This window comes from Sphingobacterium bovistauri, from assembly GCF_020295405.1.
Taxonomy (GTDB): Bacteria; Bacteroidota; Bacteroidia; order Sphingobacteriales; family Sphingobacteriaceae; genus Sphingobacterium; species Sphingobacterium bovistauri.
The window spans coordinates 149,541-171,330 of record NZ_JADEYP010000003.1 but is presented as its reverse complement, the minus strand read 5'-3'; the positions used below and the strand labels follow the sequence as shown (position 1 = coordinate 171,330).

Here is a 21,790-nt window from a genome sequence, read left to right as displayed (position 1 = left end):
TATTTAATGGTCTAAAAATAGGGATTATAATTATTTATAACGAAGAAGAAGTTGTTTTCAATACATATTTCCTGTAAATAGTAGACTTTATTAATAAATAAATGAAACTACCAAAAATTACTGTAGAGAGTGAATACGCTAACTGGACTTTAATTGATTCATGTGAAAAATATACAGTCACAATACCAATCATGAATTGTATGACACTATATGATAGTGACACCATTAACTTGTTACTTCCTTTTTCATTTACTAAGTATTGATATAAATGCGAACGATGCGCCTTAAATACGTTCTCTCCCCTAACCAAACGTTGTAAAATTGTCCATACAGCATCTAATCCATAAACAGTCAAAAATAATATATAAATATAATTCCCTGTGTGTAGAATTAGAGAACATAACGAAAACAATAATATAAATGCAATAGCCACAGATCCTACATCTCCAGCAAAACATTTTGCCTTAGATCTAAAGTTAAAAAATGCAAATACGATTAAGCCTAATATTGTAAATATTAGTAAATCGTTAGCAATAAAGTTTATATTATAATTGACTATAATCAATAATATTGAAACAACAAGACTATAACCTGCGGTAATACCATTAATCCCATCCATAAAATTATATGCGTTAATTACCCCTATTATAATAAAGAAGAAACCCAACAGATAGTACCACGGCAAATCAAATATCTGAAGCTCATAAGCCATTAATAATACAGCACAAAAATGAACTATTAATCGTAATTTATTAGAAAGTGAGATAATATCATCGATAAATGAAATTATGGTCATTAATGTTAAACCTAAAAAAAACCAAGGATATTGAAAATCTGACCAAATAAAATAGCTTAATACAGCAAAATAAAATACAATCCCCCCCCCTCGTAATGTAATTGAGTTATGTGACGAACGTTCGTTTGGTTTATCAATTATGTTATAGTAATTTGCTATCCTAAAATAAAGAAGTTCTGACACAAACAATATTATGAATACAGTAAAATATATCATTGATTTTTATTTTTTATAAATGATGATATAGTAATCTCTAATCCTTCTTTAGCAGTTAAAGGTAGACGCTCAATGCCCAACGCATTTTTTATCTTTTCATTAGACACTACATAAGACTCGGTAAGTTTCTTTAAGCGCTCTGAATTAAGCGGAAGCGAAATAACATCTCCAATTTTAACTAAATTGTTTACAATACTACGAGGAATACGCATTAACTTCACCTTTTTTTTCAAAACTGTACTAATTAGTGTTACTAATTCATTCGTTGACAACATTTCATCATCTGCAAAATGATAAATACCAGATGGCAAATCCGCCCTTTTTACCATAGAAAAAAGAAGAAAAGATAAATTATCTATACCCAAAAAAGACCTCTCATTCTCAAAACTAGCTAGAGGCCATGGGATTCCCTTTTCGACAATTTTATATAAAAGATTAAGATTTCCCTTATTACCAGGACCATGAATCATACATGGTCTAATAATAAAAACTCTCTTTCCGATTGGCAATTCTTTACTTAGAATATATTTTTCAGCTTCGAATTTTGATCTCCCATAAGCAGTTTTAGGCTTAGAATCAGCGCCTTCAAATAAGATTGTATCTACCGTATCAGCTACTGCCTTAACAGAAGAAAAAAAGAAAAAATCTCTAACACTAGATTCTAGATATTTATCAAAAAGCTGAATAGTTAGGTCTCTATTGACCTGAAAATACTCAGCATCGGATGATGTATTTGATGTATCATGTGCTTTACCCGCCAAGTGAATAATAGCATCAACATTAAAAAAAACAGCATTTTGCTTCCAATCATCAGTTCTTAAACTGAAATTCTGGACATCAACAGCCTTTTTCCCAAAATAAGAACTCAAATTTTGACCAACAAAACCTGAGGCACCTGTAATAGCAACTTTCATCAATCCAATAAATTATCTATTAAATCAACATATTTATTCACGACAACATCTTTTGAATAAAATTTATCTACTTCCTCTAAACCTTTTTTTCCCATTTCCTGCAGGCTTTTTTTACTCTGCCTCCTTAAAAAACTAACCATTTCATTAATTTTTACTTCAAAGCGTGATGTAGTTATTAAAGCAGCACAATCAATAGGTTTTAAAAAATTAACTATAGGTGACTTCTCTCCTGAGCAAACCAATAATGGTTTGCCGCAAGCCATGATCGTATATACTTTAGATGGAAACCCATGCCCTTCCATCTCTTTAGACATAAATATGAATTGCAAATCGGCATAATCCAATAGCTGAGGCATAGTTTCACGTGGTTGATAAGGTAAAATATGAACATTTTTTAATCCATTTTCCTTTACTTTATCTTCTACATAAGATTTCATAACACCTTCACCAATTACATAAAATTCAAAGGGCTCATTTTTTAAATAAATAGCCAATTGAACCATTGGTTCCCAGTCTTGTGCATGACCAATATTCCCTGCATACATAAGTTTGATATCATTATTCTGAGGGAAAATGTGTGGATCCAAATTTATCGTTGAATTATCAAGAGGTTTGTACAAATCAGTATCAACAAAATTAGGAATAATATGAAGCTTAATTTTGTCATCAAAACGGCTAACAATCGTTTTATAAAAAATCTCATCAATTGTCGTTACTGCATCTGACTTATTATAAACATATCGTTCCAGCCATTTTAAAATCTTAATTAAAATTTTTGATTTTAAACCTCCTTGTTCTATTAAAAAATCGGGATAAATTTCTTGTACATTATATACAACTTTAGCCCCCTTAATTTTTCCTATTAAAAGATTAATAAATCCTATTGTTAATGGTGGAGATGGCGACAATAATGCTAAAACATTCTTCTCATTTAGGCCCAAAATAATAGCCATTATATGCCAATATACAAAGCCAAATAAACGAAGAATAGTCGATTTAAATTTTTTTTGAGGAACATGCAAGATTTTAATTCCTTCAAAATTACTTTCATAAAATAGGCCCAGTGCTCGCTTTTTTAATGGTTGCTTCTTGAGCTCAGATTCTACAACATTATAATGAGGGGTAGTCGTTAGAACCACAACCTCATACCCCTTTTCTTTGAATCCTTTTGCAATGTCATTATACAAATATGCTGTGGACACTCCATCCGGACTAAAAGCGATACTATGAATTAATATTTTTTTTCCTTTGTGCATTATATCTCCTCAGACCAAACTGTTCTTTTAATATAATCCGTATAAGAAATGATTATTCGTACCACTTTTTCAGAAACATTTGGCATGGAATAATCTGCTACTGGACGGAAATTACGCTCTTCACCAACTTTCTGTTGTAAAACTTGAGTCAATCCTTGTAAAATACGTTCAGGAGACAACCCGACCATCATTACTGAAGCTTCTTCCATAGCTTCGGGACGTTCGTGTGCTTGACGGATATTTAATGCTCGGAAATTTAAAATAGACGATTCTTCATTAATCGTTCCTGAATCAGATAATACGGCATAAGCACGTTTTTGTAGTGCATTATAATCATGAAAGCCTAAAGGTTTTAAAAATTGTACCTCGGGACGCATTTCGATTTGCATCTTATCAATCATATTTTGTGTACGTGGATGTGTCGAAACAATGATTGGATATTGATACTTTTCTGCTATTGCATTTAGAGATGTCATTAATCCACGGAAGTTCTTTTCTGAGTTAATATTTTCCTCACGATGAGAAGATACGACAAAAAACTCTCCCTCTCTCAGATTTAATTTCTCCAATACATTCGAAGATTCAATTTGAGGCAAATAATGAGTAAGAACCTCATACATAGGCGAACCAGTCTTGATAATACGATCCGCAGGTAATCCTTCACGTAATAAATATTCACGAGCAATGTCAGAATACGTTAAATTAATATCTGAAGTATGATCTACGATTTTACGATTCGTTTCCTCAGGAACTCTTTGGTCGAAACATCTGTTTCCAGCTTCCATGTGAAAAATTGGAATATGACGCTTTTTAGCAGGAATTGCACACAAACATGAATTTGTATCCCCTAAAACCAAGAAAGCATCAGGTTTTAATTCTTCTAAAAGTGGATCAATTTTAATCAAGATATTTCCAACCGTTTCTGTTGCTGTTTTACCTGCTGCTTCTAAGAAATAATCTGGTTTACGAAGCCCTAAATCTTCAAAGAAAATTTGATTCAGTTCGTAATCGTAATTTTGTCCTGTATGGACGATGATATGATCGATAGCCTCAGAAGCATCTAAAGCTGATAATACTCGTGATAATCTAATGATTTCTGGTCGTGTACCTACAACCGTCATTACTTTTAATTTTTTCATCTTTATGTTTAGATATTAAACAGTTTCAAAATAGGTATCTGCATCTTCTGGATTAAACGGTTCATCAATCCAAAAAATGGTATATAAGTCTTCATCTCCTATATTTTTAATATTATGAGTATACCAAATTGGCATATCTACATAAGCAGGCTCTCTTCCTTCTAAATTAAAATCAAGAACTTCATCCGTACCTATTTTTCTCAACTGGATTAATGCCTTTCCTTTAATAACTGCGAAACGCTCAATTTTATGCGTATGATAATGATTACCACGCGTAATCCCTGGCAAGGATATAGAAAACGAACACTGACCTCCAATTCCCAAACGAATAACCTCTACAAAAGCTCCTCTAGAATCTGTATGCTGCGTGAATTTAACTGGAAAAAAATCTTTATGGTCAATATATGTACGATAGGTATTAAACAAATTATGATCAAATTTATTATTTAACTCAGGAATTTCTCCTCTGTCAAAGTATTTTTCTTTGTAATAGTTTAATAGGGCTAAAACTTCAGAAACTTTTTTAGTAGCCGTTGGTTCAACGACACATTCTGCTTTTGATTGGCCAATGTGGATTTCATCTATAATTCTATTAACCAATTCTTGAACATAAATCAACTTAACTTCGCCGTCATTAGCAATCGTAGGAATCTCGCCATGCGTAAGCTGATGACAAAATGTGGCAATAAAAGAATTATAGTATGGTTTTCCGAAGGCTCCAAAAACATTAGGAATAATTAATCCGGTAGCACTTCCACCATTTTCCTTCGCCCAATTTACAATCGCTTCACGACCTTCTTTTTTCGACTTCCCGTAAAGATTATCCTTTTCTTCCTGAGTAGAAGAAGACATCAACACATGCGCTTTAGAATTCGTTCTTTTTAAAGATTCAACCAGTTTATTCGCTAAACCAACGTTAGTTTCGTAGATAAACTGTTCTGATTCATGACGATTCATAGCTGCCAGATGTACAACAACATCGCATTGTGCAACAAATTCATCTAATTTCGTCTCATTTTCAAAGAAATCCTTTTGAAAATCCACTCTTTCGAATTCTTCTAGAAATAATCCTAAAGTATTATATAAATGTTTTCCTACAAAACCATTTTGACCTGTAATCCCTACTCTTTTCATGCTTAAATTCTGTTAACAAAATAATCTAACGGAAATGTATAATCATCTTCAGAAGCATGCTCTATTCCATAATCAGCAAAAACAAGTAATTCACTATTAGGCTCTAATGCTCTAAATGCTGTAGCATAACCAGGTGAAAGATGCAAAACATTATTGCTTAAGGAACTCAAAGTTTCATTTCTAACTTCTAAGTCTATTGATACTTTTTCCCAATGATCTATTTTCACAATATCAATAGAGAAAGCTCCCGAAAGCACATAAAACCAGCGCTGCTCTATTCGGTGAGCTCTCCATCCACGAATCGATTCTAAGTCATCATTTTTAATTATATAAAAACGCTTTACTAGGCTCATATCGAAATCATTAACAAATCTTATTTGCCCGCGTTGATCTTTTGCTATTCCTCCCTCAATAAAGTTCATCATGACAAGTAATTCTTAAGGGTATTGTAGTACATCCTCACCAAAAATTTCTTTACGAATTAGAGGTAACGAGGATACTAGTTTCTTCAAACCTTCGACTCCTTGTTGCTCCGTATTGTGAGAATGATAATCCTCTATCTTAGAAACATCTTGCTCTCCCTCAGAGAAATATTTAGCATAGTTCAAATCACGATTATCAGCAGGTACACGATAAAAATCGCCCATATCTTCTGCTTTCATCATTTCTTCACGCGTACATAATGTTTCATACAATTTTTCTCCATGTCGAGTACCGATTACTTTGACTGGAACTTGCTTTCCTGTTAGCTCAATTAAAGCTTGAGCCAGATCACCAATAGTTCCCGCTGGCGCTTTGTTTACGAAAAGATCCCCTGGATTAGCGTGTTCAAAAGCAAACAGCACTAAATCAACAGCATCCTCTAATGACATAAAGAAACGAGACATATTTGGATCTGTAATCGTAATAGGATCTCCCTTTTGAATTTGATTTAGAAATAATGGAATTACTGATCCACGAGATGCCATAACATTTCCATAACGTGTCAAACACACAACAGTATCCTTTAAATTGCGTGCTTCTGCTACCGCGACTTTTTCCATCATAGCTTTGGATATTCCCATAGCATTAATTGGATATGCAGCTTTATCTGTGGAAAGACAAATAACCTTTTTAACATCATTCGATGCAGCGGCACGTATTACATTTTGTGTTCCCTCGACATTTGTTTTTACCGCTTGCATTGGAAAAAATTCACATGAAGGAACTTGCTTCAATGCAGCAGCGTGGAAAATATAATCTACTCCTCGAGTAGCGGGTTCGACAGACGCATAATCACGTACATCTCCTATATAATACTTAATTTTATTATCCTTATATAAGTTTCGCATATCATCTTGCTTCTTTTCATCACGAGAGAAAATACGGATTTCGCGAAAATGGTCTGTTTGTAAAAAACGATTTAACACCGCTGTGCCAAATGAACCAGTACCACCGGTTATTAATAAGATTTTATCTTTAATTTCCATGTATTCAGATTTAAAACAATTTTTCCTTTTCTTCCTTTACAGGATAGTTAATTAATACAGCTTTATACACCCCTTTAAAAACAAAGAGACTTCCTGCTGCAACACCAATAATTTTATGCTTATTAATAACTTGTTGAATATCTTCAAGGGAGCCAGCCCCTCCTAAGACAGTCATCGGCAATGATGTTTGTTCCCTTGCTTTATCAATTAAAGTTAGATCATAACCTTTCATCACGCCATCTTGGTCAATAGAGTTTATTACTATCTCTCCAGCACCTCTTTGCTGAGCCTCCTTAATAAACTTAAATGGATTAATTCCGGTTCCCTTTTTACCATTATGCGTAAAAACTTCATATCCTCCAAACAACTTTTTCTTAACGTCGAGGACGACAATTACAGATTGTGCACCAACGCGATCTGCAATATCCGTAATCAACTGAGGATTTTGTAATACTGAAGATGATAAAGCAATCTTTTCAATACCTAATCCAAAAATTCGCTGTGCCTGCTCCACCGTCTTAACACCACCACCGTAGCACAAAGGCATTCTTGACTGATTAGCAATACGTTCTATCAAGCTATAATTTGGTTCCAAGCCTTTCACCGTCGCGTCAATATCAAAAATAGCCAATTCATCTACTGACTTTTCGTTAAATATTCTTACAGCATTGATCGGGTCACCAACATATTTCGGATTTTTAAAATTTACCGTCTTTACTAATCCGTTGTCTTGGATTAATAGACTAGGGATAATTCTTGGTCTTAACATAAATCCTTATATTTTAGCAAAATTATGCAATAAAATTTCCCCGTACTGATGACTTTTTTCAGGATGAAATTGAATCCCATATTTATTTTCATGATGAGCTGCAGAAGCAAATTCACCACCGTAATCAGTAACTGCCATAATATCCTCTTGCTGATTACACTCAAAATAATATGTATGTAGAAAATAAAAAATAGCATCCTTCTCTAATCCATTAAAAAGAGAAATACCCTTAACAGGTTTAACATCATTCCATCCCATATGTGGTAAACGAGTAACTTGATTAATTTTTGATTCATCAAATTTACGCACTGAAGCATCAATCCATTTCAAGCCCTCTAACTTACCTTCTTCACTATGGTTTGCCATCATTTGCATTCCAACACAAATACCTATTACAGGAATTTTATCTTCCAACACCATCTTATCTAAAGTGTCACGCATCCCGGAATTATTAAGCTGAGTCATGGCATGATCAAAATGCCCGACACCTGGTAATATTAACTTCTCAGCTCCTACTAAATCATCTTTAGTTCTAGCTATTTTAACTGGAACATCTACTCTTTTGTAAACATTTACAAAAGCATTAATATTGCCTACCCCATAATCAATTAATGTAATCATCTATCTAAATAAACGTTTTTCCATACCCAATTTTTGCATTACTTGAGCTCCAAATTTAATAATGCCCATTTTATTCTTATAGTCCATAAAAGTCTTATTTGGACCTTCGAATATTTCTTGCAACTGTTCCTTTGTCAGGTCTAACTTGTTTGCAACATACTCAAATTCCTTTTGCAAGAATTCCTCTGAAAGCTCTGGTGTTGAAATACGATCCAAAGCATCTTCTCTAGTCATCTGACCTGTTAAAATAAGAGAAGAAAAATGCGCTCTACGTTTTTCAAATCCAAATTTTCTTGGCAACCAATAATCCTCGTAAAAACGTGTAAAACGCGATTCATGATGTTTGTGTTGGAAAGGTTCCCAGCCAAATCGCTCCTGCAACAACTTCTCTGCATCCTCTTTTATATAAGAAATCAAATTTAAAGGCTTGAAGACTTCCATCCCATAAACATACTTATAATAGATTTTATAAGACAAAATATCAACTAATGGAAACGTTTTTAATGGTCTTTTTCCAAATTTACCGTGGATATCCTTAACTAATCGAACATCAATACCCGGAAATCCACCCCACTCTTCAGGTTCACGGCAACACTCTGTAGAAAAATTTCCTCCAGTCAAAACATAATTTATCTTATGCTTCTTCGCAAACTTATACAACCCTGAAAAGAAAGCATAATCTTGAGGCAAATCCTGATCCGCAATCTGAGATTTCAGAAAGGAAACTTGCAAATCTTTCATTTCCTCCCAATTAATCACTTCAGTATATAAATCAAGATTCAATCCATTAATCAATTTTTCTATATTACCTACAGCCCTATCCGTATTCCAGCCAGCATCAACATGAAATATCAATGGACGGATACCCATTATCTCTTTAGCAACATATGCCGCATAAGAACTATCCAATCCGCCACTCAATCCAATGATGCAATCGAAATCTTTGTTCTTGCTTGTTTTCTTAATTTTATCCGCAATTAGCATCAGCTCCTCGTATCCACGATTATCTGTATGCCAATTCGGCTTTATATTTTCTATATAATTCGTATAATAATCACTTTCTCCTTGTTCATTAAAAACAATATTCGGATCTGTTGTATCCATTATTGTTTTTGTACATATTTGGTATGGTCTCATAGTTTTTTTGCTAGAATGTCTATTATTATTATTTTTTTAGTTTCAAAACTCTACTTTCTAAAAATACCCATGACACTAGTGCAAGAATAAAAGTTGAGGCTATAGTTATGAAAATCTTATTTACGGTTCCAAAATAAGAAAAATTAAACAACAAAAGGTTTATTATTGGCATATGATAGATATATACTCCATAAGAGAGGTCGTATTTATTTAAGTAATCTCTAATCTTTTGTGGCATTTGTAAATTCATATAAGCAAATTTAAACACTAAGATTGAGAGAAGAATTACTGCGATTGGATGAATTGCATCACTTGAATTAACTTTATAATTACCAATGAAATTCATGCTTACGATATATGCAAGTAAAACAACCCAAATATTAACTTTTTTCACCCAATGTAGTGTAAGGCTTTTGTTTTTAGCTATATAAAAACCTATTAAAAACATATAAATCCATGGGATAAAAGAAACAAATAAAAGTTTTACAAAATAATTATCCCAATTATTGTTAAATATTAACCAAACATTTATAAGGATAGAAATAATAAAAAGCATAAAGTTAAATGGAAACCTTAATCTTGAAAAAAAATAAAGAATTGGAGTAAGAAGATAAAATTGTATTTCTACAGCAATTGTCCATAAAGATCCGTTTAGTACTCCAACCCCATAATCTCTCATAAATTCAGGATTATAGAATTGTAAAAAGGTACCCTGAGCTAAAATCCAAGTCAAAAAATTTGAAATACTAAAAGATGCTTCATCAAAGTATCCTGAAACATAAACTGAAAACAAGCTTAAAATAATACAAAACCATAAAGCGGGATATAAACGTAAGAATCTATTAATGTAAAAAACCTTTAAGCCTTTCTCCTGATTTTTAATAAAAGTGGTTCCGATTAAGAACCCACTTGTAAAAAAAAATATTGGAACTCCAGGGAAACATCGAAGTGCATTGATAAACCAGGAATCATAGCCGTAATGATTACATGTATGAATAATTAAAACCTGAGTAGCAGCTAGGATCCTAATTAAATTAAAATTATTATTATAAATTGTGTTTGACATAAATATTATTTAATTAAGTAATGGTACCTTGTTCTTTTCATTCTCATCATAATAATGCATATAGAAAAATAATAAAAATCAAAAACTGTTGGCCAAATTAAGGGTTCTGAGAATACCCGAAAAAATAAAATACCAAATAACATCCATAAGATAAGCTTTTTCCAATTTTCCTTAATCTTTAAGACAAGAAACAAAGGAATTATAGTTATAAACGCTAAATAAAACAATCCGAAAATATGATGGGCACGAATAAACGAATTATGAGGGTTCCCTCCATACTTTGTTTCAATAACACTATTATCATAATCTGCACCAATAAAAATCGCAGGAAAATCCATCCTAGATAAATATACATTAATCATATCAGATCTTGCTTGATCCACCATCCCCTGAGACAACTTAGTTTTACTTTCTATAAAATAAGTTACTTGTTCAAAATAACTCGTCAAAATCCAAGATGTGGTGATAATTAGAAAAATAGTTATACCTATTGCTTTAAATTTTTTTTGTAGGCCAAGAGATATGAAGACTGAAATAATTACTAATAAAAATGAAGAGACAATTGAACCTCTACCAAAACCGATTAATGCTATCACTAAGGTTAAAAGAGAAGTCCTTACGGTCGACTCATTTTTAACAAGTAATGAAACAATCGTGAAATTTATTTGTAAAAGAACTGCAAAAGAAGTAATGCCATTTGCACTACCACCAGGAATTATTTCCTCAAATGGAACCTCAATTGGAAAATTATTGAAACCTTGTGAAAGTGCAACGAGTATAAAAGAAACCTGATAAAAAACTAAACAATATTTACTAGCTATGTAATAATCTTCAACATTTCGCGTTAATAGAAATGCTGATGTGAAAGTAACCAATGAGATAATAAAATGGAATAACACACTTGGTTCCCAAAAAACATTAATTACTAAACCAAATATCATAGCTTGTAATAAAAAGAACATAAAAGTTCTTTGTAATTTATCTGCTTTTTTGAGCTCCTTAATGTTCTTAAAAAAAATATAACTAACACCCCAAAAAAAAGGAATATAAAACAACATTCGGTTTACACTCAACATCGCAACAATGACACTTAACTGGAAAAAGATAGAAAACTTATGTTCTTTTATTTTACTCCACATTTGCTGTTGCTAATAATACTTTATTATAGTTTTCATTAAATTCAGTATAATCGTCTGGAATTTTATCAACAGAAACATTCAACTCAATCCATTTCTTAATTATTTCTTTATCATTCTCAATAAAGTCTACCATTCCCTTATTTCGATAATATTCATAATAATCATCTTGAAACTCTCCTGTACGCAATCTAGAATCTAACATAGCGGATTTAATCCCCATTTGAGAAGCCTCTATAGCTGTTGAACTAATCCATGATATATGTAGATCTGTTTGCAAAAGCAAAACTGGAAGAGACATATAACTTGGTCTTTCCCATTCAGCGTGGTTTTTTAACTCAGCATTGAACAAATCTATAAAGATTTTAAATTCATTGGTAGCAAAACCCTTTAGTTGATTAGGATGTAATCTTAACAACCATCTATATTCTTTAGATGTCTCCTTAATGAGTTCAACCAAGGAAGAAGGAATAATACCATTTACCACGTCCATCATTCCCCAAGAGAGAGTTACAAGAATAGTTTTTTTCTCCGTATCTTCTAACCTCTCTTTATGAAAAATTTCTTTTGCCATATTGTCAGCAGGTTTTATTGGCACGAAACGAGCTACCCACCTATTTCCTACTCGAATAACATCAACATCTTTATCAATACAATATTTTTCAAGCACTTGTGCACTAGGTTCATCCCAAACTAAAAAAGCACTTGGTAAATAATTTTTTGGATCATTTCCTCTAAAATCAACTCCGTACCAATAATGTCGATTAGCGATTACGCCATGTTGCACATCAGCTACCCAAATTCCCCGCTTATGGCATGCAACACATAGTTCTCTAGATGGCAAAATTGCAATCACTTTCTTAGCCCCAGTTTCATCTAGTATATGTCCCCAGATACGCTCTTCCATGTGAGAATAAGGATATTTTTTGCCGTTAAAAAGACCTTTTAGTCTTTTTGTAATTAGTGCTCTTGCAAAAGCTCCTTCTGGAGAGACTACATCTCCATAAGCAATATCGCCTTTAATACTAGATATTATTCTTGCGACTGAAAGACATTGGATTCCATTTTGCTTAAGATCGTCTTCAATACTATCGATTAACTGAGAATAATATCTACCATTATAAAGATAACCTCTATCGTTATCATGAGCAACTGTTAAAACCGGAATCTTCTTATATTTTACTTTATCGATTTTGAAGAGATCCAGAAATATTTTTTTTAATAATTTATAATCCATTAATAAACATATTTAATAATTAATATTGCTAAGAAAAGGAAACTCATCCCTATTATTATCCCTTCCCAATCTGATTTAACTTCAAACTCTTTTTTTGTTCGCATATATATGAAAAGAGTCCTCACAGCCATTTGGATAAAAAAACCAATATAAATTCCCATCTCTCCAAAAATAAACATAGAAATTATCCATAATATATAGCCTAAAGAAAATGAGTACAAGGAAATTTTCATTAAGCTTTTGCCTTTATTATTTATCATATAATAATTTTGGCAATGCCACCAAGGTATTGACACCACGTACCCAGCGAATAGAAAAAAGAGCTCAATAGAAGTTCCATTGAACTTGTCAAATTCTCGAAACACGCCAAATATGAACGGAAGAATCAATATAATACAAAAACCTACGAACCCAACTACAGCCCCCAAAAACATAGTAAATTTCCTATAACTAACCTCTAATACACTAACAGACTGTGAGTTATAGTCTTTGTAGAATTTAGGAACCCAGACTTGATTCATAGAAGTCGCTACCAACTGCAAAATTGAAGACAGTGTGTATAGAAACACAAATGTAGCAACATGTACTTCTGTAAATAAATATTTAACTAAGTATGTATTACCATATCCAGACAACCACAACAATATCGTAATAACGATATATGGAAGCAATTTTTCACTAATGGCACTTAATACATCACCATCTAATGTAAAATAGACTTTTTTTCTTATTAACACTGGTAAAAGTATTAATGTCGAAATAATTACAAAAATAAGACTGCCAAGAAAGTATGAATCACTGCTCCGATGGAAATAAACAAACGCAAAGCCTCCTAAATATGCCATGACCATGGGTAGAAAGGAAAAAACCACAGATACAATCTGCTCGTCACGCATGCGAATAATAATAGATTGATAGGTGAAAAAAGACAGAAATAGCGCACCAATTCCAATCACGAAAAAATTTAGAGCAGAGTCAATTCCGTACAAGCATAGATAAAATACTAGAAAAAATACCAAAGAGGTTAATGAAGAAATAATAAAAATAGTATTACCCCCATTAAAAAGTTTTTGTGATAACTCTTTGTCTTTATACTCGGTATAAGAGCTAATTTGTGCTTCATAGATACCAGCATATGACAAAGCCATTAATATAGTTAGCAAAGAATAATCCAATCCAAATTGAGCATATTCGGCCGTATTTAATAAACTTGCCAAATACATAAAAACAACAAATCCTATCCCTTTTTGTAAAGAATTACTAAGCATATAAAACATGCCTATTTTGACCAAAGTCTTTTTATTTTGCATTATGCAGTTATAAAAAGATTTTGCCTTCTAAAAATTCTGTTGAAAGCCTATCACCTTTTTCTAAATCTACCTTGCTAACCATTCCTAAAACTTTTTTATATAATTTAGGATGAAGTCCAAAGCCTGGCCTAACAGAACGCACATTCTTCTCAGTAATTTTCTCACCTGCCCGTATATCTTCAACGACATATAGTGATCGCGAAAATGCTTTACCAGATTGTTGTTTTGGAGTTAGGAGATAACTTTCGTTACCGATTGCACTTTCTGCTTGTCGAACTGCAGTAACCATCTCCGTAAATTCCTTTTCATTTAAGGAGAAGGATGCATCTGGCCCTCCAATGGATCTATCAAGTATAAAATGTTTTTCTATTACTGTTGCCCCCATTGCTACTGAAACAACAGGAACTACAGTTCCTAAAGTGTGATCTGACAAACCTATTTTCACATCAAAATCCTTTTCGAATCTCTTCATCATAATAAGATTCGCTTCATCGACTGGAGCTGGATATGACGATGTACACTTTAGAAGCGTAATATCATTATTCCCTACAGATCGGCAAGCATCGACTGCCAGTTTTATATCATCGTAATCTGCTATACCAGTTGAAATAATAATTGGCTTTCCTTTTGCGGCTACATATTCTATCAATGGAATATCGGTAATTTCGAATGATGCAATTTTATATATAGGGCAATCTAATGTTTCCAAAAAATCAACGGCTGTTTTATCAAATGGAGAGGAAAAACACACTAGCTCTTCTTCCTTGGCTACTTTAAAAAGCTCCGCATGCCATTCCCACGGTAAATAAGCCTCCTGATAAAGATTATAGAGTTTCTGATTTTCCCATATAGTTCCCTTTATGATAAAATCATCTTTATCTGAGTCTAATGTAATAGTGTCAGCAGTATAAGTCTGCATCTTAATAGCATCGGCGCCCGCCCGCTTAGCAGCCCGAATCGTTTCTATAGCGGTTTCAATCTTCCCTCCATGATTGGCAGAGAGTTCAGCGATTATAAATACTTTATTCTTCATTTTTGTTCAATTGATATTTTCTGGATACTACTCCATTTATTTCCGTCTCCTCTACAAGCTCAAATCCAGCTTTTTCAAATGCTCGTATCGAAGGTAAATTAGATTCTTTAATATAGGCGTGGATAATGTCTTTTGTTTCTTCTAAACCTTCTTTACAAACTAGTTTCAAGAACTTTTCTGCTAAGCCCCGACCTCGATGGCTTGGTGCTAAGGTTACTCCAATTATAAGATTTGGGGATTCACTAGCCTTATCAAACCTTACTAAACCTGCTGGAATACCGTTTTCCTCACAAATAAAATAATTTGCATTTTCGTCAATCATCTTATTATACCACCATTGTTTATGTTCATCAAAGGAAATAACCTCTGAAGAAAATGAATTTCGGCGTGTTAATACATCATTAGCCCATTCAAAAGTAATCTTTACATCGTCTTTCGATGCCCGCCGAAAATTTATAGATTGACAAAATTTCGAATGAATAACCACATCTTTAAATATTCCTTCATACAGACAGTGATTGCGTAAGGTTGCTTCGCGTTCAAATCCCACAGACTCTATAGCTGAATAAAGCTCCTGTCTTAAATCAAAAGCGTAAGTGTATATTTTGTATAGACCCAATTGATGGGATGCGACCTTCTCAATCAATCTCAAATAATTCTGCCAATGCTTTCGAAAATATTGATCCTCCAAAGAAGTGTCCATTATAAAAGAGATTTCAGCATTACGATCAACCCAATTGATGTGAACCAAGCCGCCATAACCAATGCAATGACCTCGTTCTAGATAAGAAAATAAAAGTTGATTAGGCTGGTGGTCCTCAAATAATTTCGAGACCACTCCATCAAAATACCGGTCTTGATCATCCGGAGTCAATTGTCCATTCTGCCGTAAGTGATATATCTGTTCATTACGCCACTTCATAATATCCAATCGATCCTCATATCGAATGGGCACAATGGCGTACTCACCAATACTATATTCATTTTGGCGAATACACTTGTATTTAGATGGAAATTTCTTCATAAACCTTGTTATAGACTAATTCAATCTCGAAAAACCTGAATGAGAAACGCCCCCCCATAACAAACGATCAATATCTTCATTTCCCTTTTCACATTTTGAAATAATATGATATATGCCATCTAAAGCATCAAAATATTCCTCAATATCTTTTTCTTTATGTGCCATGCATGCATAAAAATTCGTACTTGCTAAGAATCCCTTTTGTAACATTTCTTGAGTTAGATAAGTCTTATACTTCTGACTGTCAGGAGAATTGAAACTATAAGTACTCAACGCAGGTAAACCCGAAATAGATATTTCAAGACCATGTCTCTGACTAATCTCAGCCCAACCTTCACGTACTCCATTACCGATTGCAGTTATTACCTCCCAAGATTTTTCTCGTTCCATAACCTCCAACGCCTTTAATGCGGCAGTGGGACCTATTCTTTCCGTCCAAAAGGTACTACTTATAAATGTCTTTTGAGCTGCATCCATTATTTCTCTTTTACCAACAATTGCAGTAAGAGCATATCCATTTGAAATAGTTTTTCCAAATACAGTTAAGTCAGGCTCAACACCATATTTTTTAAACAGTCCACCATAGGTCTCTCGAAATCCAGAAGTGCATTCATCAAAAATGAGGACGATGCCATTTTCAGTTGCAAGTTTACGCACTTTATGTAAAAAATCATCTTCAGGCCCCATATTACGAACAACTTCCATTTTTATTACACCTATATTTTTCTCCATTACAATCTTTTTCAACTCTTCAAAATTATTGTAGTGAAATGGATAAACACTATTTTTCAAATTTAAAGGGACCCCCATTGGATTCAGACCAGGTAAAAGGTGATTACTTAAACCGTCTGCCGAATCATTATGATTGACAGATAAATACCAATCGTGCCACCCGTGATAGCCACAAATAGCTACATTGTCCTTACCTGCTGCTGCTCTTGCAATTCGAATTGCAATTGCATTAGCTTCGCCTCCACTCCTAGCAAATCGTACCATATCGGCCCAAGGATTAATTTCAATGAGCTTTTCTGCTAAATAAACTTCTTCTGGGCAATTTAAAGTTGACATATTTCCTGTCTTAACAACATTCATGACAGCTTCATCTACTTCAATATGACTATAACCAAGTGTATTTGTTCCTACTCCCATGATACTCATATCCCTATATTCCTTTCCATCCAAATCCCACACTCGGCATCCTGCAGTTTTGGAATAATAAGCAGGCCAAAAATCTGGAAGAAACATTTCGGGACGTTTCGACAAAAGCATAGTTCCTCCTGGAATTAACATTTTGGCTTTTTTATATAGTTCTTGGCCTTTTCCCATATTAAAATCTTGTTTTATGGAATTCAAAAATCCCTCGTTTCTTAAAATTCTTTGATTAGAAAATAAATCTATATTATTATGTATGAAATTTGCGTAATTTAACCATGTATCATTAACCCCAAGTCGATCAACCAAAATACTTATGGCATCTAAATCATTCGGTTCATCCACTGTCATACGGACATGGTTAAAATTAGTTAGTGCTGGAAAATCTGAAGAAACAAAGAGGTCTCCACCTTTAAAAGTTGAATTATTTCTAATATATGGCGTGACATGTTCCCTATCAGAAATTAGGGTTGTTTCTCTCCACGCTTTTTCCAACGCACTAAAAGTAAAAACTTCTATATCCTGACCATCAGGATATGATTCAGTAAAAATATTTGCTCCATAGTCATACCCCCCATCAATAGTCTTTTTCACGATATTATCTAATAAACTTGCATCGATCAAAGGACAATCAGATGTAACTCTAACTACATAATCCGGAGAATACGGTTTTGCAGCGTTGTAAAATCTATCTAGAACATCTGTCAACGATCCTTGGTAGGTTTTGACGCCACTTTTTACTGCGATTTCCTCTATTTTATAAGCATCGGGTTCATTAGTAGTCGCTACTATAATTTGATCAGCAGTCTTAGACTCTTTTAATCGATAAAGATGAGTCGATAATAATGTTCCATCTCCTAAAGGCTGCAATACTTTTCCAGGAAACCTTGAGCTTCCTATGCGGGCCTGTGTTATAATAATTACTTTAGAATTTACCATTTTGAAGGGTTTAATAAATCCACATTATTTACTCTTATAGCGTCTATCTTTTCAAAAACAACAGGATTAATTTTTTGATTTAATGCATGGATATTCTTCTCCAGCTGATCTTTACTATCAATCCCAATTAAAACTCCATCAATATAGTCCTTAGAAAGTACATACTGTAAAGCCAAGACTCCTATATCTACCTCAGCTTCATCAGCTATTTGTCTCGCTTCGAGCAAATGAGGTTTTAGCGAAATAAGAGTTGGAGGTAGCTCTGTCAAACTTTTATAAAATAATCCTTGCAAAAAAACGGAACGAGTATGAATTATTTTTCCTGCATCTTTCAATTTCTGAAGAATCACATTCCTATGGCTATCGTTATCTAATAAATTAAAAGGTAATTGAACCAATTCAACATTGTCGTCATTTAGGAGTTCTTCTAATTCTTCATTTGTATAAACAGAAACACCTAATCTTTTGAAATATTTACCTTTTCCTTTCGCTTGTATAATCTTTAGATCTGCTTTTGAATCCTGATAAGATGAAAAAGAATGAAACATCGCAGCTTCTACAATTGGAACTTTGATTTTTTTTAAACTTAATTGAATAGATTCTTCCCACCCCAAATCAAACAATTTGTCAAATTTGGTTATAACATCAAATGAAGTTTCAGCGCTCGAATGATAATTACCTATTTTTTCTTCTGCATCTCCATATGCACTAGCAGTATCTAATGTAAGAATACCTTTAGAACGAGCATAACATAGAATTTCACAGGCTTCTGATGATGAAATTTTACCGATAGAATTATTTACCCCATAATCTAGCCCAAATTGCGCCGTACCAAGTATTAATTTTCTTAAGCTTTTCATTCTTAATTTACAGAGGGATTAAATATCGCCATTCTTACTATATCATATGACTTACCATCATAAACAACATGCTTTTCATAAAGACCTTCTTTTCTGAACCCTAGGTTTTCATAAAGCTTTACAGCAACTTCGTTATCCTTGACGACACCTAGTGTAATTTTTCTCAGATTCAAATTTTCACCAAAGCAATAGTCAATTACTGACTGAGAAGCCTCTTTGGCATATCCTTTACCCCATTCTTCTTTTTCTCCCATAAGTATCCCATACTCCGCTAAACCGTGTAATTTATTGATAGGATCAATTTTAATATTCCCAATGTGTCTTTTAGAATCCTTAGTAACAATTGCCCACATTAAAACATTGCCCTGAATTACACTCGATAAGTATTCTTTAAGCTCAACGAGAGTATAATTACCCCTAGTTTCCAAGTATCTATATACCTCAGGGTCATTTAGCCAAGAAACATATTGTTGCGTACAAAAATCTAGACTAATAGGAACCAAATCTAACCTACTTGTGGATAACCTTTCCATTATCTTGATTTATAGAAACTATCAATGGTATCAATAACAAACTTTTGCTCTTCTTCAGTTAGAGTCGGATACATTGGCAAACTCAAACAGTATTTATAGTAATTCTCAGCATGTGGCATATCCCCTTCATTCCAACCTAGATCACGGTAGTATGGCATAAGATGACATGGTATATAATGAATTTGTGAGAATATGTTTTGCTCTCGTAAATAGTTGTATAATCCCAGTCTATCCGCAACCTCTAACACATAGAGATGATAAGCATGTCCATCTACAGTGCCTGATTGCCCTTTTACATACGGTTTTGTTTTTAAAGCTACATCATAAGTCTGAGCAATCTCTCTCCTTCTTTCAAGACCTTCATCAGCTCTATTTAACTGGCTGTTTCCAAGAGCCGCCTGGAAATCGGTAATGCGATAATTAAATCCAAGCGTTTGCATTTCCATATACCATCCAGGATAAACAATAGCTTCTTCATTCCCCCCATTTGCAAAAGCAAGGGTGTTGTTATACCTATCATCCCCTTTTGTTATACCATGTGATCGGAGTCTCAAAAGTTGTTTATAAATCTCTTCATTATTGGTTGTAATCATTCCGCCCTCTCCACAGGCAATATGTTTTACAGGATGGAATGAAAATACTGAAACATCGGCCCATTTACCATTTCCACATAACTGTTTATTACCAATTTCATCAATAAAGTACCCGCCTGGCGAATGGCATGCATCTTCTATAATCCAGAGATTGTACTCATCTGCCAAAGCTCTGAAATCTTGTAAATTTACAGATCTGCCCGCAAAATCGACAGGTATAATACCTTTATAAGTTCCTTTAGGGGAAGCTTGTAGTAAATTACGTACTGAATCTATATCTAAGAGATAAGTTTTCGGATCAATATCACAAAAAACAACTTCTCCTCCACAATATCTCACACAGTTTGCCGATGCAGCAAAAGTAATTGGGGTGGTAATTACTTTATCCCCTTCCTTAATATCCAGGGCCATGGCACACAAATGCAGAGCTGCAGTGCCATTAGTTACGGCTACAGCATACTTAGAACCAACATATTTTGCAAAATTAGATTCAAATTCAGCGATTTTGGGGCCTTGTGTTAGATAATCTGATTTTAGCGCTTCGATGACTGTTTGAATATCTTCTTCAGTTATGTGTTGTCTTCCGTAAGGAATTATTTTATTTTCCATTTTCTATTTTTAAAACATGCATATTTTATTTTATCCCTATATAAAAATCGCTAAACAATTTTAAATGTAAAATTCACACAAAAACCCATCTCTTCCAACTTTACCCCTTTCCGTTTTCTTCAGCTTGCGGTCTGCCGTTATCCTTCGCTGCTTCGAGCTTGAAAACCGATGATCCCTACTTAAGGATCAAGATTTCAATCTTGATACCTTGTTCTTTCATTTAAATATTTATTAATTCTTCCAATTCACAACTCTCATCGAAACAGCTCTATGCCTTTTTCTAATTATATAATATCCCGTTGATATAAAATTATTTTTATTCTTGTACATTCGGGTACTTGTGTATACACGCTCACTCTCTTATCTAACAATCCTTCTGCTTTGTCCCCTGAATGTAATAAGTATAACGAATCAATATTTTTTCCTAAAACTACTATTTCAATATGTCCTGAATCTATACCTTGTGCATAATCTCCTAAAAGAGCTACTTCTTCTACATTTCCATCACGGCCAAGTACCTGCTCCAACATCTGATCAAAACCTAGAAAATTATGAATGAGCCCTTGTAAGGAGCCGAATAGCGTATGCTCAGTATTTGCTTTGTAAAACACCTTCTGCTCGCCTTCCTCTCTAATGAGATAACCGGCATCTGTCAAGTGATTAAGTTCTTTACGAATAGAATTCGTCGATTCATTAAACTCTTCAGCAATACCCCTAAGATATCCACGATTATTCGCAGAAACAAAAAATTTGATTAATAATTTAAGTCTCGTCTTTGATGTAATCAATGAATCCAGCATTGGCCAATAGCTTTGAGTCACAAAAGTACTCGATAGTTTTTGAAATT

At 33.5% G+C, this 21,790-nt stretch carries 21 protein-coding genes; all 21 read right to left on the bottom strand.

The window, feature by feature from the left end; translation table 11 throughout:
* Positions 1 to 34 precede the first annotated feature (34 nt).
* The 21 genes from IPZ78_RS02915 to IPZ78_RS02815 all read right to left on the bottom strand — a co-directional run bounded on the left by IPZ78_RS02915 (position 35) and on the right by IPZ78_RS02815 (position 21,764).
* Positions 35 to 1,012: an MraY family glycosyltransferase gene (locus IPZ78_RS02915; RefSeq protein WP_225551434.1), complete on the bottom strand. Its 978-nt coding sequence runs from the start codon at positions 1,010 to 1,012 to the stop codon at positions 35 to 37.
* Positions 1,009 to 1,926: an NAD-dependent epimerase/dehydratase family protein gene (locus tag IPZ78_RS02910; protein ID WP_225551433.1), complete on the bottom strand. Its 918-nt coding sequence runs from the start codon at positions 1,924 to 1,926 to the stop codon at positions 1,009 to 1,011. The genes IPZ78_RS02915 and IPZ78_RS02910 overlap by 4 nt, the downstream gene beginning before the upstream one ends.
* Positions 1,926 to 3,182 carry a glycosyltransferase family 4 protein gene (locus IPZ78_RS02905; protein WP_225551432.1) on the bottom strand — a complete coding sequence of 419 codons (1,257 nt, stop codon included), beginning with the start codon at positions 3,180 to 3,182 and terminating at the stop codon, positions 1,926 to 1,928. The genes IPZ78_RS02910 and IPZ78_RS02905 overlap by 1 nt, the downstream gene beginning before the upstream one ends.
* The gene (gene wecB, locus IPZ78_RS02900; RefSeq protein WP_225551431.1) at positions 3,182 to 4,321 is read right to left on the bottom strand and encodes a non-hydrolyzing UDP-N-acetylglucosamine 2-epimerase; all 1,140 of its coding nucleotides are present in this window, start codon (positions 4,319 to 4,321) and stop codon (positions 3,182 to 3,184) included. Before wecB ends, IPZ78_RS02905 begins: the two co-directional genes overlap by 1 nt.
* Positions 4,322 to 4,336: 15 nt before the next feature.
* Positions 4,337 to 5,455, bottom strand: a complete 1,119-nt coding sequence (locus tag IPZ78_RS02895; RefSeq protein ID WP_225551430.1) for a polysaccharide biosynthesis C-terminal domain-containing protein — start codon at positions 5,453 to 5,455, stop codon at positions 4,337 to 4,339.
* Between the two features lie 2 nt (positions 5,456 to 5,457).
* Positions 5,458 to 5,880, bottom strand: coding sequence for a WxcM-like domain-containing protein (locus IPZ78_RS02890; protein WP_225551429.1), 423 nt, complete (start codon positions 5,878 to 5,880; stop codon positions 5,458 to 5,460).
* 12 nt (positions 5,881 to 5,892) lie between these two features.
* Positions 5,893 to 6,924, bottom strand: a complete 1,032-nt coding sequence (locus IPZ78_RS02885) for a polysaccharide biosynthesis protein (RefSeq protein WP_225551428.1) — start codon at positions 6,922 to 6,924, stop codon at positions 5,893 to 5,895.
* 10 nt (positions 6,925 to 6,934) lie between these two features.
* Positions 6,935 to 7,693, bottom strand: coding sequence for an AglZ/HisF2 family acetamidino modification protein (locus tag IPZ78_RS02880; protein ID WP_225551427.1), 759 nt, complete (start codon positions 7,691 to 7,693; stop codon positions 6,935 to 6,937).
* A gap of 6 nt (positions 7,694 to 7,699) precedes the next feature.
* Positions 7,700 to 8,314, bottom strand: coding sequence for an imidazole glycerol phosphate synthase subunit HisH (gene hisH / locus IPZ78_RS02875; protein WP_225551426.1), 615 nt, complete (start codon positions 8,312 to 8,314; stop codon positions 7,700 to 7,702).
* Positions 8,315 to 9,451, bottom strand: coding sequence for an N-acetyl sugar amidotransferase (locus IPZ78_RS02870; protein WP_225551425.1), 1,137 nt, complete (start codon positions 9,449 to 9,451; stop codon positions 8,315 to 8,317).
* Between the two features lie 28 nt (positions 9,452 to 9,479).
* Positions 9,480 to 10,517, bottom strand: a complete 1,038-nt coding sequence (locus IPZ78_RS02865) for an acyltransferase family protein (protein WP_225551424.1) — start codon at positions 10,515 to 10,517, stop codon at positions 9,480 to 9,482.
* Positions 10,518 to 10,522: 5 nt separating this feature from the next.
* Positions 10,523 to 11,656 carry a hypothetical protein gene (locus IPZ78_RS02860; protein WP_225551423.1) on the bottom strand — a complete coding sequence of 378 codons (1,134 nt, stop codon included), beginning with the start codon at positions 11,654 to 11,656 and terminating at the stop codon, positions 10,523 to 10,525.
* Positions 11,646 to 12,890: a hypothetical protein gene (locus IPZ78_RS02855; protein ID WP_225551422.1), complete on the bottom strand. Its 1,245-nt coding sequence runs from the start codon at positions 12,888 to 12,890 to the stop codon at positions 11,646 to 11,648. Before IPZ78_RS02855 ends, IPZ78_RS02860 begins: the two co-directional genes overlap by 11 nt.
* On the bottom strand, positions 12,890 to 14,200 hold the full coding sequence (locus IPZ78_RS02850) for a lipopolysaccharide biosynthesis protein (protein ID WP_225551421.1): 1,311 nt from the start codon (positions 14,198 to 14,200) through the stop codon (positions 12,890 to 12,892). The genes IPZ78_RS02855 and IPZ78_RS02850 overlap by 1 nt, the downstream gene beginning before the upstream one ends.
* Positions 14,201 to 14,207: 7 nt before the next feature.
* On the bottom strand, positions 14,208 to 15,233 hold the full coding sequence (pseI, locus tag IPZ78_RS02845; protein WP_225551420.1) for a pseudaminic acid synthase: 1,026 nt from the start codon (positions 15,231 to 15,233) through the stop codon (positions 14,208 to 14,210).
* A complete protein-coding gene (locus IPZ78_RS02840) occupies positions 15,223 to 16,257 on the bottom strand; it encodes a GNAT family N-acetyltransferase (protein WP_225551419.1) in 1,035 nt (344 codons plus the stop codon). The genes pseI and IPZ78_RS02840 overlap by 11 nt, the downstream gene beginning before the upstream one ends.
* A gap of 15 nt (positions 16,258 to 16,272) precedes the next feature.
* Positions 16,273 to 18,348: an aminotransferase class III-fold pyridoxal phosphate-dependent enzyme gene (locus tag IPZ78_RS02835; protein ID WP_225551418.1), complete on the bottom strand. Its 2,076-nt coding sequence runs from the start codon at positions 18,346 to 18,348 to the stop codon at positions 16,273 to 16,275.
* Positions 18,342 to 19,208 carry an aldo/keto reductase gene (locus tag IPZ78_RS02830; RefSeq protein WP_225551417.1) on the bottom strand — a complete coding sequence of 289 codons (867 nt, stop codon included), beginning with the start codon at positions 19,206 to 19,208 and terminating at the stop codon, positions 18,342 to 18,344. The genes IPZ78_RS02835 and IPZ78_RS02830 overlap by 7 nt, the downstream gene beginning before the upstream one ends.
* A 2-nt stretch (positions 19,209 to 19,210) precedes the next feature.
* The gene (locus IPZ78_RS02825) at positions 19,211 to 19,741 is read right to left on the bottom strand and encodes a GNAT family N-acetyltransferase (RefSeq protein ID WP_225551416.1); all 531 of its coding nucleotides are present in this window, start codon (positions 19,739 to 19,741) and stop codon (positions 19,211 to 19,213) included.
* Positions 19,741 to 20,943, bottom strand: a complete 1,203-nt coding sequence (pseC, locus tag IPZ78_RS02820) for a UDP-4-amino-4,6-dideoxy-N-acetyl-beta-L-altrosamine transaminase (RefSeq protein WP_225551415.1) — start codon at positions 20,941 to 20,943, stop codon at positions 19,741 to 19,743. Before pseC ends, IPZ78_RS02825 begins: the two co-directional genes overlap by 1 nt.
* Before the next feature lie 284 nt (positions 20,944 to 21,227).
* Positions 21,228 to 21,764 (bottom strand): ArsR family transcriptional regulator, encoded by a 537-nt coding sequence (locus IPZ78_RS02815; protein WP_225551414.1) that lies wholly within the window; start codon positions 21,762 to 21,764, stop codon positions 21,228 to 21,230.
* Between the last annotated feature and the right edge of the window lie 26 nt (positions 21,765 to 21,790).

What these genes read in the sequence shown, in the direction of transcription:
- IPZ78_RS02885 (WP_225551428.1), bottom strand. Translation starts at nt 6,924, where the DNA reads ATGGAAATTAAAGATAAAATCTTATTAATAACCGGTGGTACTGGTTCA.
- IPZ78_RS02915 (WP_225551434.1), bottom strand. Translation starts at nt 1,012, where the DNA reads ATGATATATTTTACTGTATTCATAATATTGTTTGTGTCAGAACTTCTT.
- IPZ78_RS02840 (WP_225551419.1), bottom strand. Translation starts at nt 16,257, where the DNA reads ATGAAGAAATTTCCATCTAAATACAAGTGTATTCGCCAAAATGAATAT.
- IPZ78_RS02905 (WP_225551432.1), bottom strand. Translation starts at nt 3,182, where the DNA reads ATGCACAAAGGAAAAAAAATATTAATTCATAGTATCGCTTTTAGTCCG.
- IPZ78_RS02860 (WP_225551423.1), bottom strand. Translation starts at nt 11,656, where the DNA reads ATGTGGAGTAAAATAAAAGAACATAAGTTTTCTATCTTTTTCCAGTTA.
- IPZ78_RS02865 (WP_225551424.1), bottom strand. Translation starts at nt 10,517, where the DNA reads ATGTCAAACACAATTTATAATAATAATTTTAATTTAATTAGGATCCTA.
- IPZ78_RS02895 (WP_225551430.1), bottom strand. Translation starts at nt 5,455, where the DNA reads ATGAAAAGAGTAGGGATTACAGGTCAAAATGGTTTTGTAGGAAAACAT.
- IPZ78_RS02880 (WP_225551427.1), bottom strand. Translation starts at nt 7,693, where the DNA reads ATGTTAAGACCAAGAATTATCCCTAGTCTATTAATCCAAGACAACGGA.
- IPZ78_RS02855 (WP_225551422.1), bottom strand. Translation starts at nt 12,890, where the DNA reads ATGGATTATAAATTATTAAAAAAAATATTTCTGGATCTCTTCAAAATC.
- hisH (WP_225551426.1), bottom strand. Translation starts at nt 8,314, where the DNA reads ATGATTACATTAATTGATTATGGGGTAGGCAATATTAATGCTTTTGTA.
- IPZ78_RS02850 (WP_225551421.1), bottom strand. Translation starts at nt 14,200, where the DNA reads ATGCAAAATAAAAAGACTTTGGTCAAAATAGGCATGTTTTATATGCTT.
- IPZ78_RS02830 (WP_225551417.1), bottom strand. Translation starts at nt 19,208, where the DNA reads ATGAAAAGCTTAAGAAAATTAATACTTGGTACGGCGCAATTTGGGCTA.
- IPZ78_RS02910 (WP_225551433.1), bottom strand. Translation starts at nt 1,926, where the DNA reads ATGAAAGTTGCTATTACAGGTGCCTCAGGTTTTGTTGGTCAAAATTTG.
- wecB (WP_225551431.1), bottom strand. Translation starts at nt 4,321, where the DNA reads ATGAAAAAATTAAAAGTAATGACGGTTGTAGGTACACGACCAGAAATC.
- IPZ78_RS02835 (WP_225551418.1), bottom strand. Translation starts at nt 18,348, where the DNA reads ATGGTAAATTCTAAAGTAATTATTATAACACAGGCCCGCATAGGAAGC.
- pseC (WP_225551415.1), bottom strand. Translation starts at nt 20,943, where the DNA reads ATGGAAAATAAAATAATTCCTTACGGAAGACAACACATAACTGAAGAA.
- IPZ78_RS02890 (WP_225551429.1), bottom strand. Translation starts at nt 5,880, where the DNA reads ATGATGAACTTTATTGAGGGAGGAATAGCAAAAGATCAACGCGGGCAA.
- IPZ78_RS02870 (WP_225551425.1), bottom strand. Translation starts at nt 9,451, where the DNA reads ATGAGACCATACCAAATATGTACAAAAACAATAATGGATACAACAGAT.
- IPZ78_RS02825 (WP_225551416.1), bottom strand. Translation starts at nt 19,741, where the DNA reads ATGGAAAGGTTATCCACAAGTAGGTTAGATTTGGTTCCTATTAGTCTA.
- pseI (WP_225551420.1), bottom strand. Translation starts at nt 15,233, where the DNA reads ATGAAGAATAAAGTATTTATAATCGCTGAACTCTCTGCCAATCATGGA.